The 18,564-nt window shown below is 63.6% G+C and carries 22 protein-coding genes; 9 read left to right on the plus strand and 13 right to left on the minus strand.

Annotated elements, in window-relative coordinates; genetic code table 11:
* Positions 1-12: 12 nt before the first annotated feature.
* The 3 genes from ACG873_RS23345 to hemC all read right to left on the minus strand — a co-directional run bounded on the left by ACG873_RS23345 (position 13) and on the right by hemC (position 3,200).
* A complete protein-coding gene (locus tag ACG873_RS23345; protein ID WP_394888030.1) occupies positions 13-1,443 on the minus strand; it encodes a COG4223 family protein in 1,431 nt (476 codons plus the stop codon).
* Between the two features lie 110 nt (positions 1,444-1,553).
* Positions 1,554-2,270, minus strand: coding sequence for a uroporphyrinogen-III synthase (locus ACG873_RS23350; protein WP_394888031.1), 717 nt, complete (start codon positions 2,268-2,270; stop codon positions 1,554-1,556).
* Entirely contained in the window at positions 2,271-3,200 is a 930-nt protein-coding gene (gene hemC, locus ACG873_RS23355; RefSeq protein WP_394888034.1) for a hydroxymethylbilane synthase, read from the minus strand.
* An 82-nt stretch (positions 3,201-3,282) separates the two neighbouring features.
* Between hemC and tsaD the strand changes: the two genes are divergently transcribed.
* The 6 genes from tsaD to ACG873_RS23385 are packed head-to-tail and all read left to right on the plus strand — an operon-like array spanning position 3,283 to position 7,251.
* Entirely contained in the window at positions 3,283-4,392 is a 1,110-nt protein-coding gene (gene tsaD, locus ACG873_RS23360; RefSeq protein ID WP_394888036.1) for a tRNA (adenosine(37)-N6)-threonylcarbamoyltransferase complex transferase subunit TsaD, read from the plus strand.
* Complete coding sequence (locus tag ACG873_RS23365) at positions 4,389-5,372, plus strand: NAD(P)H-dependent glycerol-3-phosphate dehydrogenase (RefSeq protein WP_394888038.1); 984 nt, start codon at positions 4,389-4,391, stop codon at positions 5,370-5,372. Before tsaD ends, ACG873_RS23365 begins: the two co-directional genes overlap by 4 nt.
* A 17-nt stretch (positions 5,373-5,389) precedes the next feature.
* Positions 5,390-5,686, plus strand: coding sequence for a YciI-like protein (locus tag ACG873_RS23370; RefSeq protein WP_394888040.1), 297 nt, complete (start codon positions 5,390-5,392; stop codon positions 5,684-5,686).
* Positions 5,687-5,716: 30 nt separating this feature from the next.
* Positions 5,717-6,142: an EVE domain-containing protein gene (locus tag ACG873_RS23375; protein ID WP_394888042.1), complete on the plus strand. Its 426-nt coding sequence runs from the start codon at positions 5,717-5,719 to the stop codon at positions 6,140-6,142.
* The gene (locus tag ACG873_RS23380; RefSeq protein WP_394888044.1) at positions 6,097-6,795 is read left to right on the plus strand and encodes a class I SAM-dependent methyltransferase; all 699 of its coding nucleotides are present in this window, start codon (positions 6,097-6,099) and stop codon (positions 6,793-6,795) included. The genes ACG873_RS23375 and ACG873_RS23380 overlap by 46 nt, the downstream gene beginning before the upstream one ends.
* A 48-nt stretch (positions 6,796-6,843) precedes the next feature.
* Positions 6,844-7,251, plus strand: a complete 408-nt coding sequence (locus ACG873_RS23385) for a DUF1761 domain-containing protein (protein WP_394888045.1) — start codon at positions 6,844-6,846, stop codon at positions 7,249-7,251.
* A 2-nt stretch (positions 7,252-7,253) separates the two neighbouring features.
* Here the strand turns inward: ACG873_RS23385 and ACG873_RS23390 are convergent, their stop codons facing one another.
* Both ACG873_RS23390 and ACG873_RS23395 read right to left on the minus strand, forming a co-directional pair.
* Positions 7,254-7,469 (minus strand): LysR substrate-binding domain-containing protein, encoded by a 216-nt coding sequence (locus tag ACG873_RS23390; protein ID WP_394888048.1) that lies wholly within the window; start codon positions 7,467-7,469, stop codon positions 7,254-7,256.
* Positions 7,402-8,190 (minus strand): LysR substrate-binding domain-containing protein, encoded by a 789-nt coding sequence (locus ACG873_RS23395; RefSeq protein ID WP_394888050.1) that lies wholly within the window; start codon positions 8,188-8,190, stop codon positions 7,402-7,404. The genes ACG873_RS23390 and ACG873_RS23395 overlap by 68 nt, the downstream gene beginning before the upstream one ends.
* Positions 8,191-8,311: 121 nt before the next feature.
* Here ACG873_RS23395 and ACG873_RS23400 point away from each other — a divergent pair, with 121 nt between their 5' ends.
* On the plus strand, positions 8,312-8,551 hold the full coding sequence (locus tag ACG873_RS23400) for a DUF1127 domain-containing protein (protein ID WP_394888051.1): 240 nt from the start codon (positions 8,312-8,314) through the stop codon (positions 8,549-8,551).
* A 46-nt stretch (positions 8,552-8,597) separates the two neighbouring features.
* Here the strand turns inward: ACG873_RS23400 and ACG873_RS23405 are convergent, their stop codons facing one another.
* On the minus strand, positions 8,598-9,191 hold the full coding sequence (locus ACG873_RS23405; protein ID WP_394888054.1) for a L,D-transpeptidase family protein: 594 nt from the start codon (positions 9,189-9,191) through the stop codon (positions 8,598-8,600).
* A gap of 87 nt (positions 9,192-9,278) precedes the next feature.
* On the opposite strand from ACG873_RS23405, the gene ACG873_RS23410 reads away from it, so the two are divergent.
* Both ACG873_RS23410 and ACG873_RS23415 read left to right on the plus strand, forming a co-directional pair.
* A complete protein-coding gene (locus ACG873_RS23410; protein WP_394888056.1) occupies positions 9,279-9,962 on the plus strand; it encodes a response regulator transcription factor in 684 nt (227 codons plus the stop codon).
* A 68-nt stretch (positions 9,963-10,030) separates the two neighbouring features.
* Entirely contained in the window at positions 10,031-10,489 is a 459-nt protein-coding gene (locus ACG873_RS23415; RefSeq protein WP_394888058.1) for a Crp/Fnr family transcriptional regulator, read from the plus strand.
* Here the strand turns inward: ACG873_RS23415 and ACG873_RS23420 are convergent.
* From ACG873_RS23420 to ACG873_RS23450, 7 genes are all read right to left on the minus strand, one after another.
* Positions 10,486-11,292, minus strand: a complete 807-nt coding sequence (locus tag ACG873_RS23420; protein ID WP_394888061.1) for an exodeoxyribonuclease III — start codon at positions 11,290-11,292, stop codon at positions 10,486-10,488. The two genes, ACG873_RS23415 and ACG873_RS23420, sit on opposite strands and share 4 nt — an antisense overlap.
* Before the next feature lie 147 nt (positions 11,293-11,439).
* On the minus strand, positions 11,440-12,123 hold the full coding sequence (locus ACG873_RS23425; RefSeq protein WP_394888064.1) for an outer membrane lipoprotein carrier protein LolA: 684 nt from the start codon (positions 12,121-12,123) through the stop codon (positions 11,440-11,442).
* Positions 12,124-12,225: 102 nt separating this feature from the next.
* Positions 12,226-14,838 carry an FtsK/SpoIIIE family DNA translocase gene (locus tag ACG873_RS23430; protein WP_394888067.1) on the minus strand — a complete coding sequence of 871 codons (2,613 nt, stop codon included), beginning with the start codon at positions 14,836-14,838 and terminating at the stop codon, positions 12,226-12,228.
* 248 nt (positions 14,839-15,086) lie between these two features.
* Positions 15,087-15,371 (minus strand): YMGG-like glycine zipper-containing protein, encoded by a 285-nt coding sequence (locus ACG873_RS23435; protein ID WP_394888069.1) that lies wholly within the window; start codon positions 15,369-15,371, stop codon positions 15,087-15,089.
* 239 nt (positions 15,372-15,610) lie between these two features.
* Positions 15,611-17,035: an ammonium transporter gene (locus tag ACG873_RS23440; protein WP_394888072.1), complete on the minus strand. Its 1,425-nt coding sequence runs from the start codon at positions 17,033-17,035 to the stop codon at positions 15,611-15,613.
* A 25-nt stretch (positions 17,036-17,060) separates the two neighbouring features.
* Positions 17,061-17,399, minus strand: a complete 339-nt coding sequence (locus ACG873_RS23445; RefSeq protein ID WP_394888074.1) for a P-II family nitrogen regulator — start codon at positions 17,397-17,399, stop codon at positions 17,061-17,063.
* 220 nt (positions 17,400-17,619) lie between these two features.
* Complete coding sequence (locus ACG873_RS23450) at positions 17,620-18,495, minus strand: acyl-CoA thioesterase (protein ID WP_394888075.1); 876 nt, start codon at positions 18,493-18,495, stop codon at positions 17,620-17,622.
* Positions 18,496-18,564 lie beyond the last annotated feature (69 nt).

Here is an 18,564-nt window from a genome sequence, read left to right on the forward strand (position 1 = left end):
TAGAGGTCCTACTCACGCCTTCATCGCTGCGGCGACTGCCTGATCCAGCAGTCGCTCGACGGCGAGGCGGTTGCGGACCTTCTCGATGAACACGCCCGCTGCAGCCTGGACGTTTTCGGGCAGCTTCTCATATTCAGCGATGGCCGCGGCATAGTCCCCGGCATTCAGCGCCACTTCCATGCGGGCAACCGTTTCAGGCACGCCTTCGCCCTCGACCGCTCCGATTGGCCGGACCGTGACCAGCGATTCGGCGCTGTTGAGCAGCCGCTCGAAGAAACCGGCATTGGTGTTGACGGTGCGTTCGGCGGCGATCATCGCCTTGGCCACTTCATCGGTCTCGGCGAGGATGTCGTCCCGCGAGGCAACACCCCTTTCGGCATGGACGCGCAGTTCAGGAATCTCGGGCGCATCGGGCGCGATGGCCGCAAAGGTCTCCAGTTCGGCCAGGAAAGGCGCGCCGCGATCCACCGCGGCCTTCAATGCCGAGGACGCGATCGCCATGGCGATCTTGGGCTGCGCCGCCTGGGCGTCGATCTTCCCGGAAAGCGCCGCCACGTTCTCTTCCAGCGCGGCAATCCGCCCTTCATCGGCCGTTGCCTTCTCTCCCGCCGATTTGACCAGCGCCTCAAGGCCGGCAATACGGTCGCCGATGGCTGCGATCTCGGCGGCCGGGGCTTGCGCTCCGGTCTGGCCGAGGCCGGCGATCGCCGTCTCGATCTCCTTGACTCGGCTGTCCAGCGCCTGCAGCCCGGCATTGTCGCCACTGCCGGCGGAGGCGGCCGTCTGCTGCAGGGCCGCCACATCCGCCTTGACCTGATCCAGCGAAGCCGAAAGGCCTTCGACCCGTCCCGCAATGTCGGCATCCGGAGCGGCTGCGCTCTGCTTCAGCGCCGCTATCTCCTGTTGCAGCGACGCGATTTCCGACTGGACGCCATTGAGCGCGGGAGCGCCGCTTGTCGCTCCGGGGCTCCCGAGTACACCCGCATATTGCAGTCCGCCCGCGCCGATGAGCGCCAGGACGGCGCCGATCAGCCCGGCCGCCACGGGCGCCAATCCATTTCGTTTCGGCTCCGATACGACAGAAGGCTGCTCAGGCGCCGCGGTCGCGCCGGCATCCAGCCCTTCCGCTCTTTCGCGCCGCGGCGCTTCCTCGGCCTCGAAGCCATAGCCATAGGGCCGGTGCGGCGCATCCGATTCGGGATCGGTAGGAATCGTCGGTTCAGCGGCAGCTTCAACCGGTTCGCCGGCATATTCGGCGGCGGGCTCGCTCACGCCCTCCTTCTCGGCCTCGACGAATTCCGCCGCCGGCTGCGGCTCGGCCCGCTGGTCGCCATCAATGCTTTCGCTAGTCTCTTCGACGCGCGAAACCGCGTCCGGTTCCAGCTCTATCGTCACCGGCTCGCGCTGCGGCTTGGAATGCCGCGTCTTCGGCGTCTTGACCATGGCGGCCTCCGCAATTCTTGTAAATTCGATCCCGGAACGCGGGGACGATGTATCGGACAACTAACTATCACACCAGCATCGGCTGAAAAGGGGCGGCGTGATGGCGGGATTCAGCGGGTTCTTTCGAGTAGCAGAAGCAGCGTGTCCTCGTTCGGTTCCGCCGCAACATGGATTTGTTCACCATCGCTTGAGACAAGCGCAGAGGCGACGCGCGGCGAGAGGCAGTAAAGGGCGGCCCCTTTGAACAGCGAAGCGAGTTCGGACCGGCTTGCAAGACCCGCAAGGGCCTCTGCTGCCCTTGCCGAATACAAGAGCACTGCATCGATCGGCTGTTCGCCCAGCATGCGGCGAGCGACTTTGCTTTCGTAGCTTATTTCCGTGGTATTGTAGGTCTCGACGGGACGCACATCGATGCCGGCGGCGCGGAGACTTTTCTCGAATGCCGGCAGGCGGACGCGTCCGCAGAGATAAAGGATCGCGGCTCCACATTTCTCGGCTGAAACAATGGCATCCGCCAGCGCTTCGGCGTCGCCGGGTCCGGTCACGACATCGGCAAATCCGGCCTTGCGAGCCGCCGCCGCGGTCTTTTGCCCCACCACATAGCAGCGGCTGCCGGCAAGCCGTTCGAGAAGCGCCTGTGATGCATGGCGGATGGCGTTGGCGCTCGTCACCGCGACGGCGTCGAACATTTCCGGAACCGAAACGACCGGCAGGGCGCGGGTTTCCGACAGCGGCAGCATCAGCGGCAAGAATCCCATACCGCGCAGCCGTTTTTCAGTTTGCGACGCCCCGGGTTCCGGCCGGGTCACCAGGACGCGGCGGGTCATTCAGGCCCAGCCTTCAAAGAACCGCGTCCCGGCCTTTGCCCGAACCTCCTGCCCGGCGGCGCGGCCGATCGCGGCGGCATCCTCGGCGCGGCCGGCGCCGGATACCTCATGCGCTTCGCGCCCGTCCGGCGTCAGGATCAGACCGGTGAAGGAAAGGTCGTCGCCCTCCACCACCGCGTGACCGGCTATCGGCGTGCGGCACGAGCCGTCGAGGACCGCCAGGAAAGCCCGCTCGCAGGCCAGGGCCTGCGCGGTGGGCCGGTGATCGATCGCAGCGACGAGCGAAGCCGCGCGTTCATCGGCGATACGGCTTTCGACACAGATGGCGCCCTGTCCCGGCGCAGGGGGAAATGTGCCAAGCGGCATCAGATGGGTCGCGACATGCTCAAGCCCGAGCCGCCGCAGACCGGCATTCGCCAGGATCGTTCCGTCGGCGAGCCCCTCTTCGAGCTTGCGCAGGCGCGTCTGCACATTGCCGCGGAACATCACCACCTTCAGGTCGGGCCGCATGCGCAGGAGCAGCGCCTGCCGGCGCAGCGACGACGAGCCCACGGTAGCGCCGTGCGGCAGTTCGACTATGGAGGGCGCAGTCTTGCCGATGAAGGCGTCGCGCGGATCCTCGCGCGGCAGGAAAGCCGAGAGCTCCAGCCCGTCCGGCAATACCGTCGCCATGTCCTTCGAAGAGTGGACGGCGATGTCGATGCGGCCGGAAAGCAGCGCCTCCTCGATTTCCTTGGTGAAAAGCCCCTTGCCGCCGACTTCCGACAGCGGCCGGTCCTGGATACGGTCGCCGCTGGTCGAAATCACCTCTATGGCGAACGCGTCCTCCGGCAGGCCGTGCGCCGCCCTCAGCCGGTCGCGTGTTTCCAGCGCCTGCGCGAGTGCAAGCGGGCTGCCGCGTGTCCCGATTTTGAAGGCTGTTGTTTGCATGGCGCGGTCCGTGATACCCACCCCGCGAACAGGGTTATCTGCCCAAAGGTTCTCCTATCGGGGAAAGGGCGCTCCGGCAACAATGGTACAGCGCGACAAATCATTCCGGGTACTGGGTATCGAGACGAGCTGCGACGAAACCGCAGCCAGCGTCGTCGCGCTGGAGGCCGGCGGTCGTGGCCCGAAAATTCTGTCCAATATCGTGCTCAGCCAGATCGAGGAGCACGCGGCCTTCGGCGGCGTCGTGCCCGAAATCGCGGCTCGCGCCCACGTCGAGGCGCTGGACGGCGTCATTGAGGCGGCGCTGGCCGATTCCGGGACCGATCTCTCAGAGATCGACGCCATCGCGGCCACGGCCGGTCCCGGCCTCGTCGGCGGGCTGATCGTCGGCCTGATGACGGCCAAGGCAATGGCCATGTCGGCCGGCAAGCCGCTGATCGCCGTCAACCATCTCGAAGGCCATGCCCTGACCGCCCGGCTGACCGACGGCCTCGCCTTTCCCTATCTGCTGCTGCTGGTCTCCGGCGGCCACACCCAGATCGTGCTGGTCCGCGGCGTCGGCGACTACCAGCGCTGGGCGACGACCATCGACGATGCGCTGGGCGAGGCGTTCGACAAGACCGCAAAGATGCTCGGCCTGCCCTATCCCGGCGGCCCGAACGTCGAGATCGCTGCGACGCGCGGCGATCCGTCCCGCTTCGCCTTTCCACGACCAATGAAGGGCGAGCAGCGTCCCGACTTTTCCTTCTCAGGATTGAAGACGGCGGTGCGCCAGGCGGCCACGGAAATCTCGCCGCTGTCCGACAAGGATGTCGCCGACATCTGCGCCTCGTTCCAGTTGGCGGTCTCCGATGCGCTCGGCGACCGCGTTTTGCGCGCGCTGTCACGCTTCCGCAGCGAGTTTCCCGACACCGCCTCCCCGGCCCTAGTCGTGGCAGGCGGCGTTGCGGCCAACCGCCAGATCAAGGCGACGTTGGAAGCGCTCTGCGGCGAATATGGCTTCCGCTTCGTCGCGCCGCCGCACATACTGTGCACCGATAACGCAGCCATGATCGCCTGGGCCGGCATAGAGCGCCTGAGGGCAGGCATGACCGATCCGCATGCCATGGATTTCGTACCGCGCTCGCGCTGGCCGCTCGACAGCATTTCGGCGCCTGTCGTTGGTTCGGGCAGGCGGGGGGCCAAGGCATGAGCAGCTATTCTGTCACTGTGCTCGGCGGCGGGGCCTGGGGCACCGCACTTGCGCTTTCCATGCTGCGCGCCGGGCACAAGGCCCGGCTGTGGGCCCGCGACGCCAAAGACGCGGCCGCGATCTCGGCAGGCGAAAACCCGCACTATCTGCCCGGCATCGAGTTCGGCAGGGGCATCGAAGCGACGAATGACATGGAAGCCGCCTTGAGCGGCGCCGACTGCGTTCTGGCGGTCACGCCGGCACAGTCGCTGCGCGAGGTGTTGAGCCTCGCTCGTGGCAAGATGCCCGAAAACATTCCCCTCGTCCTCTGCGCCAAGGGCATCGAGCGCGAAACCGGCACGTTATTATCGGCCATCGCCGGCGAAATCCTGCCGAAGAATCCGGTGGCGGCACTTTCCGGGCCGAGCTTCGCCTCCGACGTCGCCAGGGGCCTGCCCACGGCCGTGGTTGTGGCGGCCCGCGAGGAGGCGCTGGCCGCAACGCTCGCGCTGCGCTTCTCAGCCGCCAATCTGCGCTGCTACTCGACCGACGATCTGATCGGCGTCGAAATCGGCGGCGCGCTGAAGAATGTCTTCGCGATCGCCGCCGGCGCGATCACCGGCGCCGGCCTCGGCGCCAGCGCGCAGGCGGCGATGGTGACCCGGGGCTTCGTTGAGCTGCGCCGCGTCGGCGCTGCCTTCGGCGCGCGCCCGGAGACGCTGATGGGGCTCTCCGGCCTCGGCGACCTGCTCTTGACCTGCTCGTCGGCGCAGTCCCGCAATTTTGCCTACGGCTTGGCGCTGGGCCGCGGCGAGGATCTTGCGGGCCGTCCGCTCGCCGAGGGTGTCGCGACGGCCGCGATCGCCGCTCGCATTGCCCGCGGACGCGGCATCGACGCACCGATCATCGGAGCGACAGCTCAAATATTGGAACGCGCCATCACCACCAGGGAAGCAGTCGCGGCATTGATGTCGCGGCCGCTGCGAACCGAGGCTGAATAGGAATTCGAGGAGAAACAATGCTGTTTGCGTTCATTTGCCGTGACAAGCCCGGCCATCTGCAGGTCAGGCTCGACAACCGCCCGGACCATGTCGCCTTCCTGAACGGGCTCAATGCCGAGGGCACGCTGAAATTCGCCGGGCCGTTCCTGGATGACGACGGCAAGCCCTGCGGCAGCCTTGTGGTGGTCGAGGCTGCGGACAAGGACGCGGCGCGCGCCGTCGCCGCTGCCGACCCGTACGCCAAGGCCGGGCTGTTTGCGACGGCCGACATCCAACCCTGGAACTGGGTCTTCAACAATCCGGCGAATACGTAATGCAATGATGCGAGAAGAGGGATCGCGGACATGAATTACTGGCTTTTCAAATCGGAACCTTCGACCTTTTCCTTCGAGATGCTGAAGGCCAAGGGCAAGGCCGGCACGCAATGGGATGGCGTGCGCAATTACCAGGCCCGCAACAATATGCGCGCCATGCAGATCGGCGACCTTGGCTTCTTCTACCACTCCAACGAAGGGTTGGACGTGGTCGGCATCGTCGAGGTCTGCGGGCTCGCGCATCACGACAGCACCACCGACGATCCACGCTGGGAATGCGTCGACGTGCGGGCGGTAAGGGATGTTCCCAATCCCCCGACGCTCGACCAGATCAAGGCCAACGAGAAACTGGCGAAGATGGTGCTGGTGGTGAACTCCCGCCTGTCGGTCCAGCCGGTCACGCCGGATGAATGGAAGGAAGTCTGCCGGATGGGCGGCCTCGTGCCGACGCCGTGAACAGCCTGGCGCCGGCGGAGGCCGAGAGCTTCATTCTCGCCAACACTTCGCTTTCGGCGCCGCCTCATGTCCCAGAGATCAGGCTGCACGTCGCGGACGAGGCGCACGACCTCTGGTTGAAGACCGAGGACGAGCTGGCCGCAATCGGCCTGCCGCCGCCCTTCTGGGCCTTTGCCTGGGCCGGCGGGCAGGGGCTGGCCCGCTATATTCTCGACCATCCAGAGACCGTGCGCGGCAGGCGCGTGCTGGATTTCGCCTCCGGCTCCGGCCTGGTGGCGATCGCGGCGCATATGGCTGGCGCGCGCGACATTCTGGCAGCCGACATCGATCCTTTCTGCGAGGCAGCGGTCCGCCTCAACGCCCGCACCAATGGAATCTCCATCGAATTTACCGGCTCGGATGTCATAGGCACCGACGACGGCTGGGACGTCGTTCTGGCTGGCGACGTCTTCTACGACAGACCCTTCGCCGAGCGGCTCGTCCCCTGGTTCTCCACCCTGCATGCCCGTGGCGCCGAAATCCTCATCGGCGATCCCGGCCGCTCCTATTTGCCGAAGGACAGAATGCAGGCGCTCGCCGTCTATCAGGTTCCGGTCACCCGGGCGCTCGAGGACGCGGACGTGAAGAAAACCACGGTCTGGCGCTTCGCTTGACGGGTGCCCTGCGCAGGCGTTGAATCCGGGCGAACAGGGGAGTCGCGCATGAATTTCGCCGGCATGAACTATCTTGCAATCATCCTCGCCGCTGTCGCCGCCTTCGCGTTCGGAGCGGCATGGTACAGCGCACTGTCGAAGCCCTGGATCAGGGCGACGCGCATCGATCCGACGACCGTCAAGATGAGCGCCGTTCCGTTCGTAACGAGCTTCGTCTGCGAACTGGTGATGGCCTGGGTCATGGCCGGCGTGATCGGCCATCTCGGCACGGGTCAGGTCACCTTATGGAACGGCGTCGTGTCCGGCTTCTTCCTCTGGCTCGGCTTTCTCGCAACCTCGACCGCCGTCAACCAGCGCTACGAGGGCTTTGGCTGGGACCTGACCGTCATCGACGCCGGCCACTGGCTTGGCGTGGCTGTGATCATGGGCGGCGTGATCGGCTGGTTCGGCGTGTGACCTCAGCCGGTCATTGACCGGGTACTCGAAGGTGTCTTCGCCGCTTCCTCCAGCACCCATTCGCGGAAGGCGCGCACAAGCGGATCGCCGGCTGTCTCGGCCGGCGAGACAATGTAATACGCAAATTGCGGCGGCCCCTTAATCGAGAGTTCAAAAGGCTGAACCAGACGCCCCGAGGCAAGGTCGTCCGCCACCAGCGACGAATCGCCAAGCACCACGCCCTGGCCATCGATTGCCGCCTGGATAGCCGGCGACGAGATCGGCAAAATGCAGTCCCGGCCCTTCGTCGAAATCCTTTATGCCGGCCGCCAGCATCCACATGCGCCAGTCAGGCCAGGTCACGCCCTGCCCGCTCCATGACACGTGGATCAGCCTGTAATTCATGAGATCGCGCGGCTCTTTCAACGGTCGGTTTGCTTCGAGGAGCTTGGGGCTGCAAACCGGCGAGATCGTATCGTCGAACAGCCTGTCGGCGCGCATGCCGGGATAGTCACCCTTGCCCCAGCGGATCGCCACGTCGATGTCGTCACGGGCGAAATCACGAACATTCGGCGAAACGTCCATCCTCACATCGATGTCCGGCCACAGCTCCATGAACTCGTCGATACGCGGCACCAGCCATTTGGCGGCGATGGAGGCAGGCGCCGTCACTTTGAGCTGCGTCGCACTGCTCTTCCGGGCGCGTGCAGCCGCGCGGGCCAGCCCGTCCAGTGCCTCCGTCGTTGCGGCATGAAGGATTTCGCCCGGCTGTGTCAGCCGCATTGAACGACTGGTGCGCTGGAACAGTATTACGCCAAGCCGATCCTCGAACTCCTTGATCTGATGGCTGACGGCAGCAGGCGTCAGCCCAAGTTCGGCCGCCGCGCGCGTGAAATTGAGATGGCGTCCGGCAACTTCAAATGTCCTCAGAGCGCGCGTGCCGGGAATGTGCAGAGGCATGGGCCAATCTTCAAAGAAGAGTATCTGATACGATAAAAACTACTCGTTTTTGGTTGCTGTTTCAATCGACTATCATACGGCCATGGCATTAGCTTCAAACTGATTTTGAAAGGCAGAGACCATGGCATACTGCAACGACATCGTCGAAAGCACGGCTCCGGCAAAGCCAGCGGCATCGCTCTTCGATTGGATTGCGGCATTCTTCCGTATCCGGGAGCGCCGCCGCCTTGCGCTGCAGGATCTCGAACGGCTTGCCGATCACGAATTGCGCGACATCGGCGTAGAGCGACGCGACATAGCCGCGATTGTCGATCGCGAGATCAGCAAGCTGCGTCTTGATGAACTCCGTTCGCGATTCTAATTCGCTGCGAAAGTTGCCGACCTTCTGAAAGCGGGTCACGCACAATCTAACGCGTGACCCGCAAGACGCTTCGGCGTGAGAGCTTGGGCAGCAGCCGCGCCATGACCTTGGCCGTCACCGCCACGCAGCCCTGCGTCGGCGTGAATCCCGGCCGTGCGAGATGAAAGAAGATCGCGCTGCCGCGCCTGCGCCGGCGCGGCGAGATGTTCCAGTCGAGCACGATGCAGACATCGTAGAGCCGGTCGTCGCGCAGCATGTGTTCGTGGCTGGCTGCATAGGGAAGCTTGACCGGCCGGTTATAGTTGCGGTCGTCCGGAACTTCGCACCAGCCGAGCGCCGTATCGATCGGGGTCAGGGGCAGCCGGGAGTTCCGCTGCGAAAACCGGTCGCGGCGGAAGTAACCGGAGAGAATACGCATGCGCGCAAGCGGCGTCGCGCCATCTCCTTCGCGTTTGGCGGAGGATATGCCGCCACGGCCGAGAGCGCACGGAAACACCGTTCCGCCGGCGTTCAGGAGCCCTTTGGAGCGGTCCCCAGGCTTTGCCCGCACAGTCAGAATTGAAAGGCCGGACGGCAATTTTGCTTCCGACCCCTTGCGCTCACGTTTTTTAGAGTATGATCGCATCGCGAAACAAATCACCGTGACTGGGCTGTCGCGGCGATCAAGTTCCGCATAAACGGTGAACGGTCAACAGAATTATTCATTTAGAAAACAACGGATTGATCCATGACGTCCCGAACCATCCTGATTGTCGACGACGATGACGACCTGCGATCCACGCTCGTCGAGCAATTGTCGCTCTATGAGGAATTCGACGTGCTGCAGGAAGCGACCGCCGCAAAGGGCATCGCGGTCGCCCGCGCGGGGTTGATAGATCTACTCGTGATGGACGTCGGCCTGCCGGATATGGACGGCCGCGAGGCGGTGAAGCTTTTGCGCAAGGGCGGCTACAAGGCCCCGATCATCATGCTTACGGGCCACGACACCGATTCCGACACGATCCTCGGGCTGGAGGCGGGCGCCAATGACTACGTCACCAAGCCGTTTCGCTTCGCCGTCCTGCTTGCCCGCATCCGCGCCCAGCTGCGGCAGCACGAGCAGAGCGAGGACGCGACCTTCTCGGTCGGCCCTTACACCTTCAAGCCCAGCCAGAAACTGCTGATCGACCAGCGCGGCGCGAAGGTGAGGCTCACCGAAAAGGAAGCGTCGATCATCAAATATCTCTACCGCGCCGACCAGAAAGTGGTGACGCGCGACATCCTTCTCGAGGAGGTCTGGGGCTACAATTCCGGCGTCACCACCCACACGCTCGAAACGCATGTCTACCGGCTCCGCCAGAAGATCGAGCGTGATCCTTCCAATGCGGAAATTCTTGTGACAGAAAGCGGCGGATACAAGCTGGTTCCGTGATCGGATCTTCGGCAGGTGGGGGCCGCCGAAAAAAGCCGGAGGAATCAGCGCCGTGAATCGGGGACACCATGGCGCTGGATGACGACATTCGCATCCTGTCCGGCGTGCGGCTCTTTGAGGGCTTCACGCCTGAACAGTTGCGTTTGCTCGCCTTCGGAGCGGAACCGATGCGGCTGCCCGCCGGGCGAAAACTTTACCGCGAAGACGATGTGGCAGATTCCGCCTATGTGGTGGTCAAGGGAACGATCGGCCTGTTTCGCGAGAACGACGGCGAGCGCGTACCGGTCGGCGCCGTCGAACCCGGAGCCGTGCTCGGCGAACTTGCGCTCATTGCTGATACGACGCGGCTGACAAGTGCGGCGGCAGAGACCGATGCCGAGGTCCTGCGGCTGAACCGCAAGATGTTCCACCGCATCCTCGAGGAATATCCCGAGGCGGCAATCGCCCTGCACCAGCGCATCGTCGAAGAGCTTCAGGCGATGATCCGCCGCATCGAGGAACTCGCCCCGAGATTTGCGCCCGATTAATCAAGATCGAACCGCGCAACGACCGGCACATGGTCGGAGGGCCGTTCCCAGCCGCGCGCCTCGCGCAATATCTCGATGCTGGACAGGTTCTCGACCAGGTTCGACGAAGACCAGATATGGTCGAGCCGCCGCCCGCGGTTTGAAAGCTCCCAGTCCTGGGCGCGATAGCTCCACCAGGTGAAGAGCTTCTGGTCGAGCGGCACGTTGAGCCGCATCAGGTCCTTCCACTCGCCGGCCTCGCGCATGGCCTCGAAGCTTTCCGTTTCGATCGGCGTATGGCTGACCACGTTGAGAAGCTGCTTGTGCGACCACACATCGTGCTCGAGCGGCGCGATATTCAGGTCGCCAACCAGAATAGACCCGGAAAGCTCGTCGTGTTCCGCGCGGATCGCATTCATTTCGGTAACGAAATCAAGCTTGTGGCGGAACTTCCAGTTGATCTCCGGATCGGGTTCGTCGCCGCCGGCGGGAACGTAGAAATTGTGCACCAGCAGCGACTTTCCTCCGGCCGAAATCCGGACCGAAAGATGCCGGCAGTCGCCCTTCAGGCAGAAATCGCGCTTCTCTATCGTTTCGATCGGCCGGCGAGCCACCGTCGCCACGCCGTGATAGCCCTTCTGGCCGCTGATCGAAATGTGCTCGTAACCCAGCTTTCGAAACGCCGCCGACGGAAAAAGGTCGTCGGGACATTTTGTTTCCTGGAGGCACAGAATGTCGGGCGCATGCTCGATCAGAAGCCGCTCGACGATGGGCATGCGCAGCCGCACGGAATTGATGTTCCAGGTGGCTATAGTGAATGTCATGGGGATATCCGGACAGCATGAAGCCGGAAACTGACAGCGCCGCCTGACGATTACAAGCGCACAGCATCAGCAGGCGGGCGCGGCCAAAGCTTTCCACAGCTAAAGCCGCCGCAGGATCCTCTCCCACGGTTAGCCGCGGGCAGCGTCCTACCGGTTCGAATTCTTCTTCTTGTTCAGGTCGATATTGCGCTGGTAGTCGATCTTGAAGAGATCCTGGTCCAGCCTCACGTCCTGCTGCACGTTGAAGATCATCACCGTGGTGTCTTTGCCCTGCGCGTCGGTGATGGTCCATTGGCGCAGATCGTATGATTTCGGGTCGAACATCATGGTGATACGCGAATTTCCGAAAACCGATCTATCGGCGAGCTGGATAGTGGTCAGATCGTCCTCTTCCTTGACGCTCCTGACCTTGTTGCCGGAGAGATCGATGCGCTCGTCGAGCAGCAGCTTCAGCGGCGTCTTCGACAGAGGGTAGAGGTCCATCGTGTTCATTTTCTTGTTGTCGAGTATGACGGATTGGCCGTCGGATACGACCTTGAAGCCGGCAGAGCCGTCATAGTTGAAGCGGATCTTGCCGGGGCGTTGGATATAGAATTTTCCGCCGGTCTGTTCGCCCCTCGGCCCGAACTGCACGAATTCGCCGGTCATGGTGCGGACATTGGCGAAATGGTCGGCGATCTTCTGCGCCGTCTCGGAAGCTGCGGCCTGGGCTTGGGCCGGGACGAGCCCCAAACCGGGGAAGGCCATGCCGCCTGCAGCAACAAGGGCAAGGCCAAGAAATGCACGCCGGCCGAAGCCGGAAGGATGCGAATTCGGATTTTTGCTTTTCATGCCGGTATCACTTTTCGCGTTCATCAACGTAGCATGCTCGATATGAAGCTAGTTGGGCCTAAGTTGGGCGACGGCAAGGGGCTCCGATGTCAGGAGGGCAGCCTAAAACTTGTCGTCCTCGGTCGGTACGAGGATTTCGCGCTTTCCTGCATGATTGGCCGGGCCGACTATGCCTTCCCTCTCCATCTTCTCTATTATCGAGGCGGCGCGGTTGTAGCCTATGCCGAGGCGACGCTGGATGTAGCTGGTCGACGCCTTGCCGTCGCGCAGCACCACCGCGACCGCCTGATCGTAGGGGTCGTCGGAATCATCGAAGTTGCCGCCGCCAGAACCACCGCCACCGGAACGCGAACCGCCGTCATCCTCATCATCGTCGTCATCCTCGGTGATCGCGTCGAGATATTCGGGCACGCCCTGCAGCTTCAGATGCGCGACGACCTTCTCGACCTCGTCGTCCGCAACGAACGGACCGTGCACGCGCTGGATGCGTCCGCCGCCGGCCATGTAGAGCATGTCGCCCATGCCGAGCAGTTGCTCGGCGCCCTGCTCGCCCAGGATGGTGCGGCTGTCGATCTTGGAGGTGACCTGGAACGAGATGCGGGTCGGGAAATTCGCCTTGATCGTGCCCGTGATGACATCGACCGACGGACGCTGGGTCGCCATGATGACGTGGATGCCGGCGGCGCGGGCCATCTGCGCCAGACGCTGCACCGCGCCTTCGATATCCTTTCCGGCGACCATCATCAGGTCTGCCATCTCGTCGATGATCACTACGATGAACGGCATTGGCTCAAGGTCGAGATTTTCCGTTTCGTAGATCGCCTCGCCCGTCTGCTTGTCGAACCCGGTTTGCACCGTGCGCGAGATCCGTTCGCCCTTCTTCTCGGCCAAAGCGACGCGTTGGTTGAATCCTTCGATGTTGCGCACGCCGACCTTCGACATCTTGCGGTAGCGGTCCTCCATTTCCCGCACCGTCCATTTCAGCGCCACGACAGCCTTCTTGGGATCGGTGACGACAGGCGTCAAAAGGTGCGGGATGCCGTCATAGACGGAAAGCTCCAGCATCTTCGGATCGATCATGATCAGCCGGCACTCCTGCGGCGTCATGCGGTAGAGCAGGGACAGGATCATCGTGTTGATCGCCACCGACTTGCCCGAGCCGGTGGTGCCGGCGACGAGCACGTGCGGCATCTTGGCGATGTCAACGATCACCGCCTCGCCGTTGATCGTTTTGCCGAGCGCCAGCGCAAGCTTGGCCTTGGTGGTCTCGAAGTCGCGGCTGGCCAGGATCTCGCGCAGATAGACCGTTTCGCGCTTAGCGTTGGGCAGTTCGATGCCGATGGCATTGCGGCCCGGTACGACGGCGACGCGAGCAGCGATCGCGCTCATCGAGCGGGCGATATCGTCGGCAAGGCCGATGACACGCGACGATTTGATGCCCGGCGCCGGCTCCAGCTCGTAGAGCGTCACCACCGGTCCCGGGCGAACATGGATGATCTCACCCTTGACGCCGAAATCCTCCAGCACGCCTTCGAGCAGCCTTGCATTCTGCTCCAGCGCGTCTTTCGACAGCGAAGCATCCCGCACGACGTTCTTAGGCTCACTCAGGAAATGCAGCGTCGGCATCTCGAATTTAGAGGAACCTATCAGCGAAGCCTGCGCTTCGCGCTGTACGCGTGCACCGGGCGCCGGGCGTGGTGCGGGGCCTTCCACCCTCACCGAAGAGGGCGAGCGGAAATTCTGTACCTGCGGGCCACCGGCGTGCCCATCGTCCGTCTCGGGCATGAGATACGCATCGTCGTCCGGATCGATTGATGGCGCGCGTCCATCGGCGACCATGGCTGCGAAGAATTCAGGCTCGACCCTGGCCCGGCCCTTGGCGCTGACCCGGGCTTCGGCCATTTCCGCGAACTCGACGCGCTCGGCGGCGCGGCGCCAGCCGCTCGACGGCCGGACGTCTTCGAAGCCGTCATCGCGCCTGCGGCGATTTGCGGCCCGGCGGCGGATGAAGGCCCGGATCGAAAGCCACCAGTGAGTAATCGCGCCGAGCGCCAGGATGCCCTCGTCATCGTCGTCGAACGCCAGATTGTCCGGCTCGCGTTCCTCGCGGACGGGAGCCTCGTCCATCTGCGCGAAGCCGTTCTTGCGCGAGAGCAGTCCCGAGCCATAGGCCGAAAGCCAGACTGCGGGCCCGGCGAAGATCATCACCAGGAGGCTTGCGACCCAGCCGGTCGGATAACCGCCGGTCGCGAGCGAAGGCAGTTTCAGCACCATGTCGCCGAAAACGCCGCCCAGCCCGGACGGGAGCGGCCAAGTCGGGGGCGCGGACACGCAGCCGGCGATCGCCGCATAGAGCAGGGATGCGCCGAACCATGCCAGGGCGCGACGCGGCATGCGATCGACGCCGCGCGCGGTGGCGAAAAAGAACGCCCAGATCACGGCGGGCACGAGCGCGGCGACGGCAGACAGCCCGTAGAACTGCATGGCGAGATCGGAGAACACCGCGCCGGGATAGCCCATGGCGTTGGTAACCGGGTTGTCGGTGGCGTGGCTGAAACTGGGATCGGCGACGTTCCACGTGCCGAGGCTGGCGAGGCCGAAGGCGACGGCGGCCAAAAGCGCCAGGCCTGCCGCCCGGCCGACCTGCCGGCGTGCGAATGCCTGAAAGCCATGCCCCGTATTATCGGTCAGCGCGAAATGTGTGGCTGAACGCATGCCGTTCCCCGTCCGCAAATTTATGGCGCCCGACGACAAGCCTCGGGCAGATTCGGCCCCCAGCCTATCGGGGGGAAGGTTAAGGCCGCATTAACCATGCATCTTGCCCCTGGGGCGCATGCTCGCGCTTCCGGCCACGGAACGGCGCATTGTCGCTGATCGCGGCTTGATGGTTCTTGCCGAAAGGGCGGCCCGGGCGGCCGAACGCGCGAACATGCTGCGTCCGATCCGCCCGGCAGGTCAGGCGCCTAGCACGGTGCGGTGTAGATCGAGCCGTCCGAACGCCGGTATTGGCAATACTGCGGACGTGGAGTGGTCGCAGTACCTACGGCAGCGCCAAGAAGTGCACCGGCGCCGGCGCCCACGACCGTTGACTTGGTGTTGCCGCCGATGGCCTGGCCGGCGAGAGCGCCAACGCCAGCGCCCACTAATGCACCGGTACCGGCGCGCTGCTGCTGTTCGCTCGTTGCGCAACCGGCGAGCGACATCGCCAGAAGGGTGGAGGCGACAACGGCAAGCTTGCGAGATCTCATGATACTGCTCCTCGAATATGCCCACCCTTGCCGGATAGTTCGACAATCGGCGTCCAGCGTCAACCTCGTGTTGACGATCGCGCCTCGAAGTCCTTGGATCTGCGGGACATGGTACATTTTCAAGGGAACCGAGAGACAAAAAGAACCCGGCCGGAGCCGGGTTCAGGTGCGGGAGACTTGATTGCCGCCCGACGGGATTCGCAAACGATGGGCGCGGCAGCCGCGCCCATCGCAGAACCTTACGAGTGGTATGCCACTTCGCCATGCGAGGTGAGATCAAGGCCTTCCATCTCGACCTCGGGGGTCGGACGCAGCCCAACGATCAGGTCGACGATCTTATAGAGGATCGCGCTGCCGATGCCCGACCAAAGCAGCGTGACCGCGACGCCCTTGAACTGCGCCCACACCTGGGTGGACACGCCGGCATAGCCCGCCGCGAAGTCGGCCGTCGAATAGTCAACGATACCGGCGCCGCCGAGGGCGGGATTGACCAGAATGCCGGTGCCGAGCGCGCCGATGATGCCGCCGATGCAATGGATGCCGAACACGTCGAGGCTATCGTCGTAATTGAACGTGTTCTTCACCACCGAGACAAAGAAATAGCAGCCGCAGGTCGCCACGATGCCGAGTACGATCGCGCCCATCGGGCCGGCAAAGCCGGCCGCCGGCGTGACGGCGACGAGGCCGGTGACCGCGCCGGAAACGGCGCCCAGCATCGAGGCCTTTCCGCGCAGAAGCGTTTCCAGAATTATCCAGGTCACCGCCGCGGCGGCGGTCGCCACGAAAGTGTTGATCATCGCCAGCACGGCATAGGCATTGGCCTCGAGGTTGGAGCCAGCGTTGAAGCCGAACCAGCCGACCCAAAGCAGCGAGGCGCCGACCATGGTGAGCGTCATGGAGTGCGGCGCCATGACGTCCTTCTTGTAGCCGATGCGCTTGCCGATCATGATCGCGCCGACGAGGCCTGCAATGCCGGCATTGATGTGAACGACGGTGCCGCCGGCGAAGTCGATGGCGCCGAAGCCGAAGATCAATCCGGACGGATCCGAATAAGCGCTCGGGCCGCCCCAGAACCAGACCATATGGGCGATGGGGAAGTAGATGAATGTCAACCACAGGATCACGAACAGGACCACGGCCGAGAATTTGACACGCTCGGCGAAGGCGCCGACGATAAGGGCGGGCGTGATCGCCGCGAACGTCATCTGGAAGACGACGAACACCAGTTCGGGAATAGCGACGCCCTTGGTGAAGGTTTCGGAAAGCGTGGTCACGTCGACGCCGGAGAGAAAGACCTTCGAAAACCCGCCGAAGAAGGCGTTGCCTGCGGTGAAGGTCAGACTGTAGCCGTAAGCGACCCAGATGATCATCGCCACGCAGGTGATGGTAAAGACCTGCATCAGCACCGAAAGCATGTTCTTGACGCGTACGAGGCCGCCATAGAAGAGGGCCAGACCCGGGATCGTCATCAAGAGGACGAGCACCGTGGAGATCATCATCCAGGTGGTATCGCCCTTGTCGACGGTGAAAGCAGGGGCGGCGGCCTCGGCTGCGGCAGGCGCGGTTTCCTGCGCGAAAGCGGCGAGTGTGCCAAAGGCCCCTAAAGCCAGCGCGCCGAGAACGGCGGTGCGCGCCAGCGGCGCAAAACTTTCTGAAATTTTCATTGGTGTCTCCATGACTGCTGGCGGCTCAAAGCGCGTCTGTGTCTGTTTCGCCGGTGCGGATGCGCACGGCCTGATCGATAGAGAAGACGAAGATTTTTCCGTCGCCGATCTGCCCGGTCTTGGCCGCGGCGGTGATCGCTTCGACGGCCTTGTCGACAAGATCGGTTGCGACCGCGACTTCGATCTTGATCTTCGGCAGGAAGCTGACCGCGTATTCGGCCCCGCGATAAATTTCAGTATGCCCCTTCTGCCGCCCGTAGCCTTTGACTTCGGTGACGGTCAGGCCCTGTATCCCGACATTGGTGAGCGCTTCGCGCACCTCGTCGAGCTTGAACGGCTTGATGATTGCCATCACGATTTTCATAAGGTTTCACCCTTTGCTGATGCGGTCCCCCGCGATTGCGTGACATCGCCGAGCCGCCTGAGGCAGCCGATGAGTACTGGGCGCAATTCAAGCTCCGTGCCAACTGGCGCGGCGCTGCATTAACCGATTGTAAATCAACGGGATGCGGGATTTCGCCGGTCCGGACCGGGCTGGCGCCACGGCCTAACTGCCTAAAAAATAGGCAAATTTTAAAATTTGCCTATTCGGCGGGCGAATGCCTCAATCGTATCAGGCCCTCCTGGGCGACGGAGGCGATCAGCGTGCCGTCCTGCCCATAAAGTGCGCCGCGGGTAAAGCCGCGCGAGCCCTGCGATGACGGGCTGTCCTGCGTATAAAGGATCCAGCCGTCGAGTCTGTGCGGACGATGGAACCACATCGCATGGTCGAGGCTCGCCGCCTGGATGTCCGGGTCGAACACCGCCCGTCCGTGCGCGAAGGTCGAGGTGTCGAGCAGCGTCATGTCGGAAAGATATGCAAGCACGGCCGCCTGCGTGGCCCTGTCGGCCGGAACCGGCCCCGCGGTCCGGATCCAGATCTTCTGTTCCGGCGCGAGCTTTTCGCGGCTCGTATAGTGCTCCAGCATCACCGGCTTCATGTCTATCGGCCGGTCGCGCTCCCAATAACGCCTGATGCCCTCCGGCACCGCGTCACCGAACTTTCCGATCAGTTCCTGTTGCGTCATCAGTGAGTCGGGCGGCGGCACGTCGAGCGGCATCGGCACCTGGTGCTCCAGGCCTTGCTCGTCACCCTGGAAGGAGGCCTCCAGCGAAAAGATCGCGTGGCCATGCTGGATGGCCACCACCCGGCGGGTGGTGAAACTGCCGCCGTCGCGGATGCGGTCGACCTCGTAGATGATCGGCACCTTGGTATCGCCGGGCCGCATGAAATAGCCGTGCAGCGAATGCACGTGCCGCTCCGGCGTCACGGTGCGTTGCGCGGCGACAAGCGCCTGCGCGATCGTCTGCCCGCCGAACACTCTTTGCCAGTCGAGCTTGGGACTGCGGCCACGATAGAGGTTGTGTTCCAGCTTCTCGAGGTCGAGAATGGATAAAAGCTCTTGCATGGCCGCCGTCATTTTGGCCCCTCGGAACCGCTTGAAATCAAGCCGGTTTCGAACAGGAACGACCCGGCGAGTCAAGCGGGC

The organism is Allomesorhizobium aridi (assembly GCF_043769475.1).
Taxonomy (GTDB): Bacteria; Pseudomonadota; Alphaproteobacteria; order Rhizobiales; family Rhizobiaceae; genus Allomesorhizobium.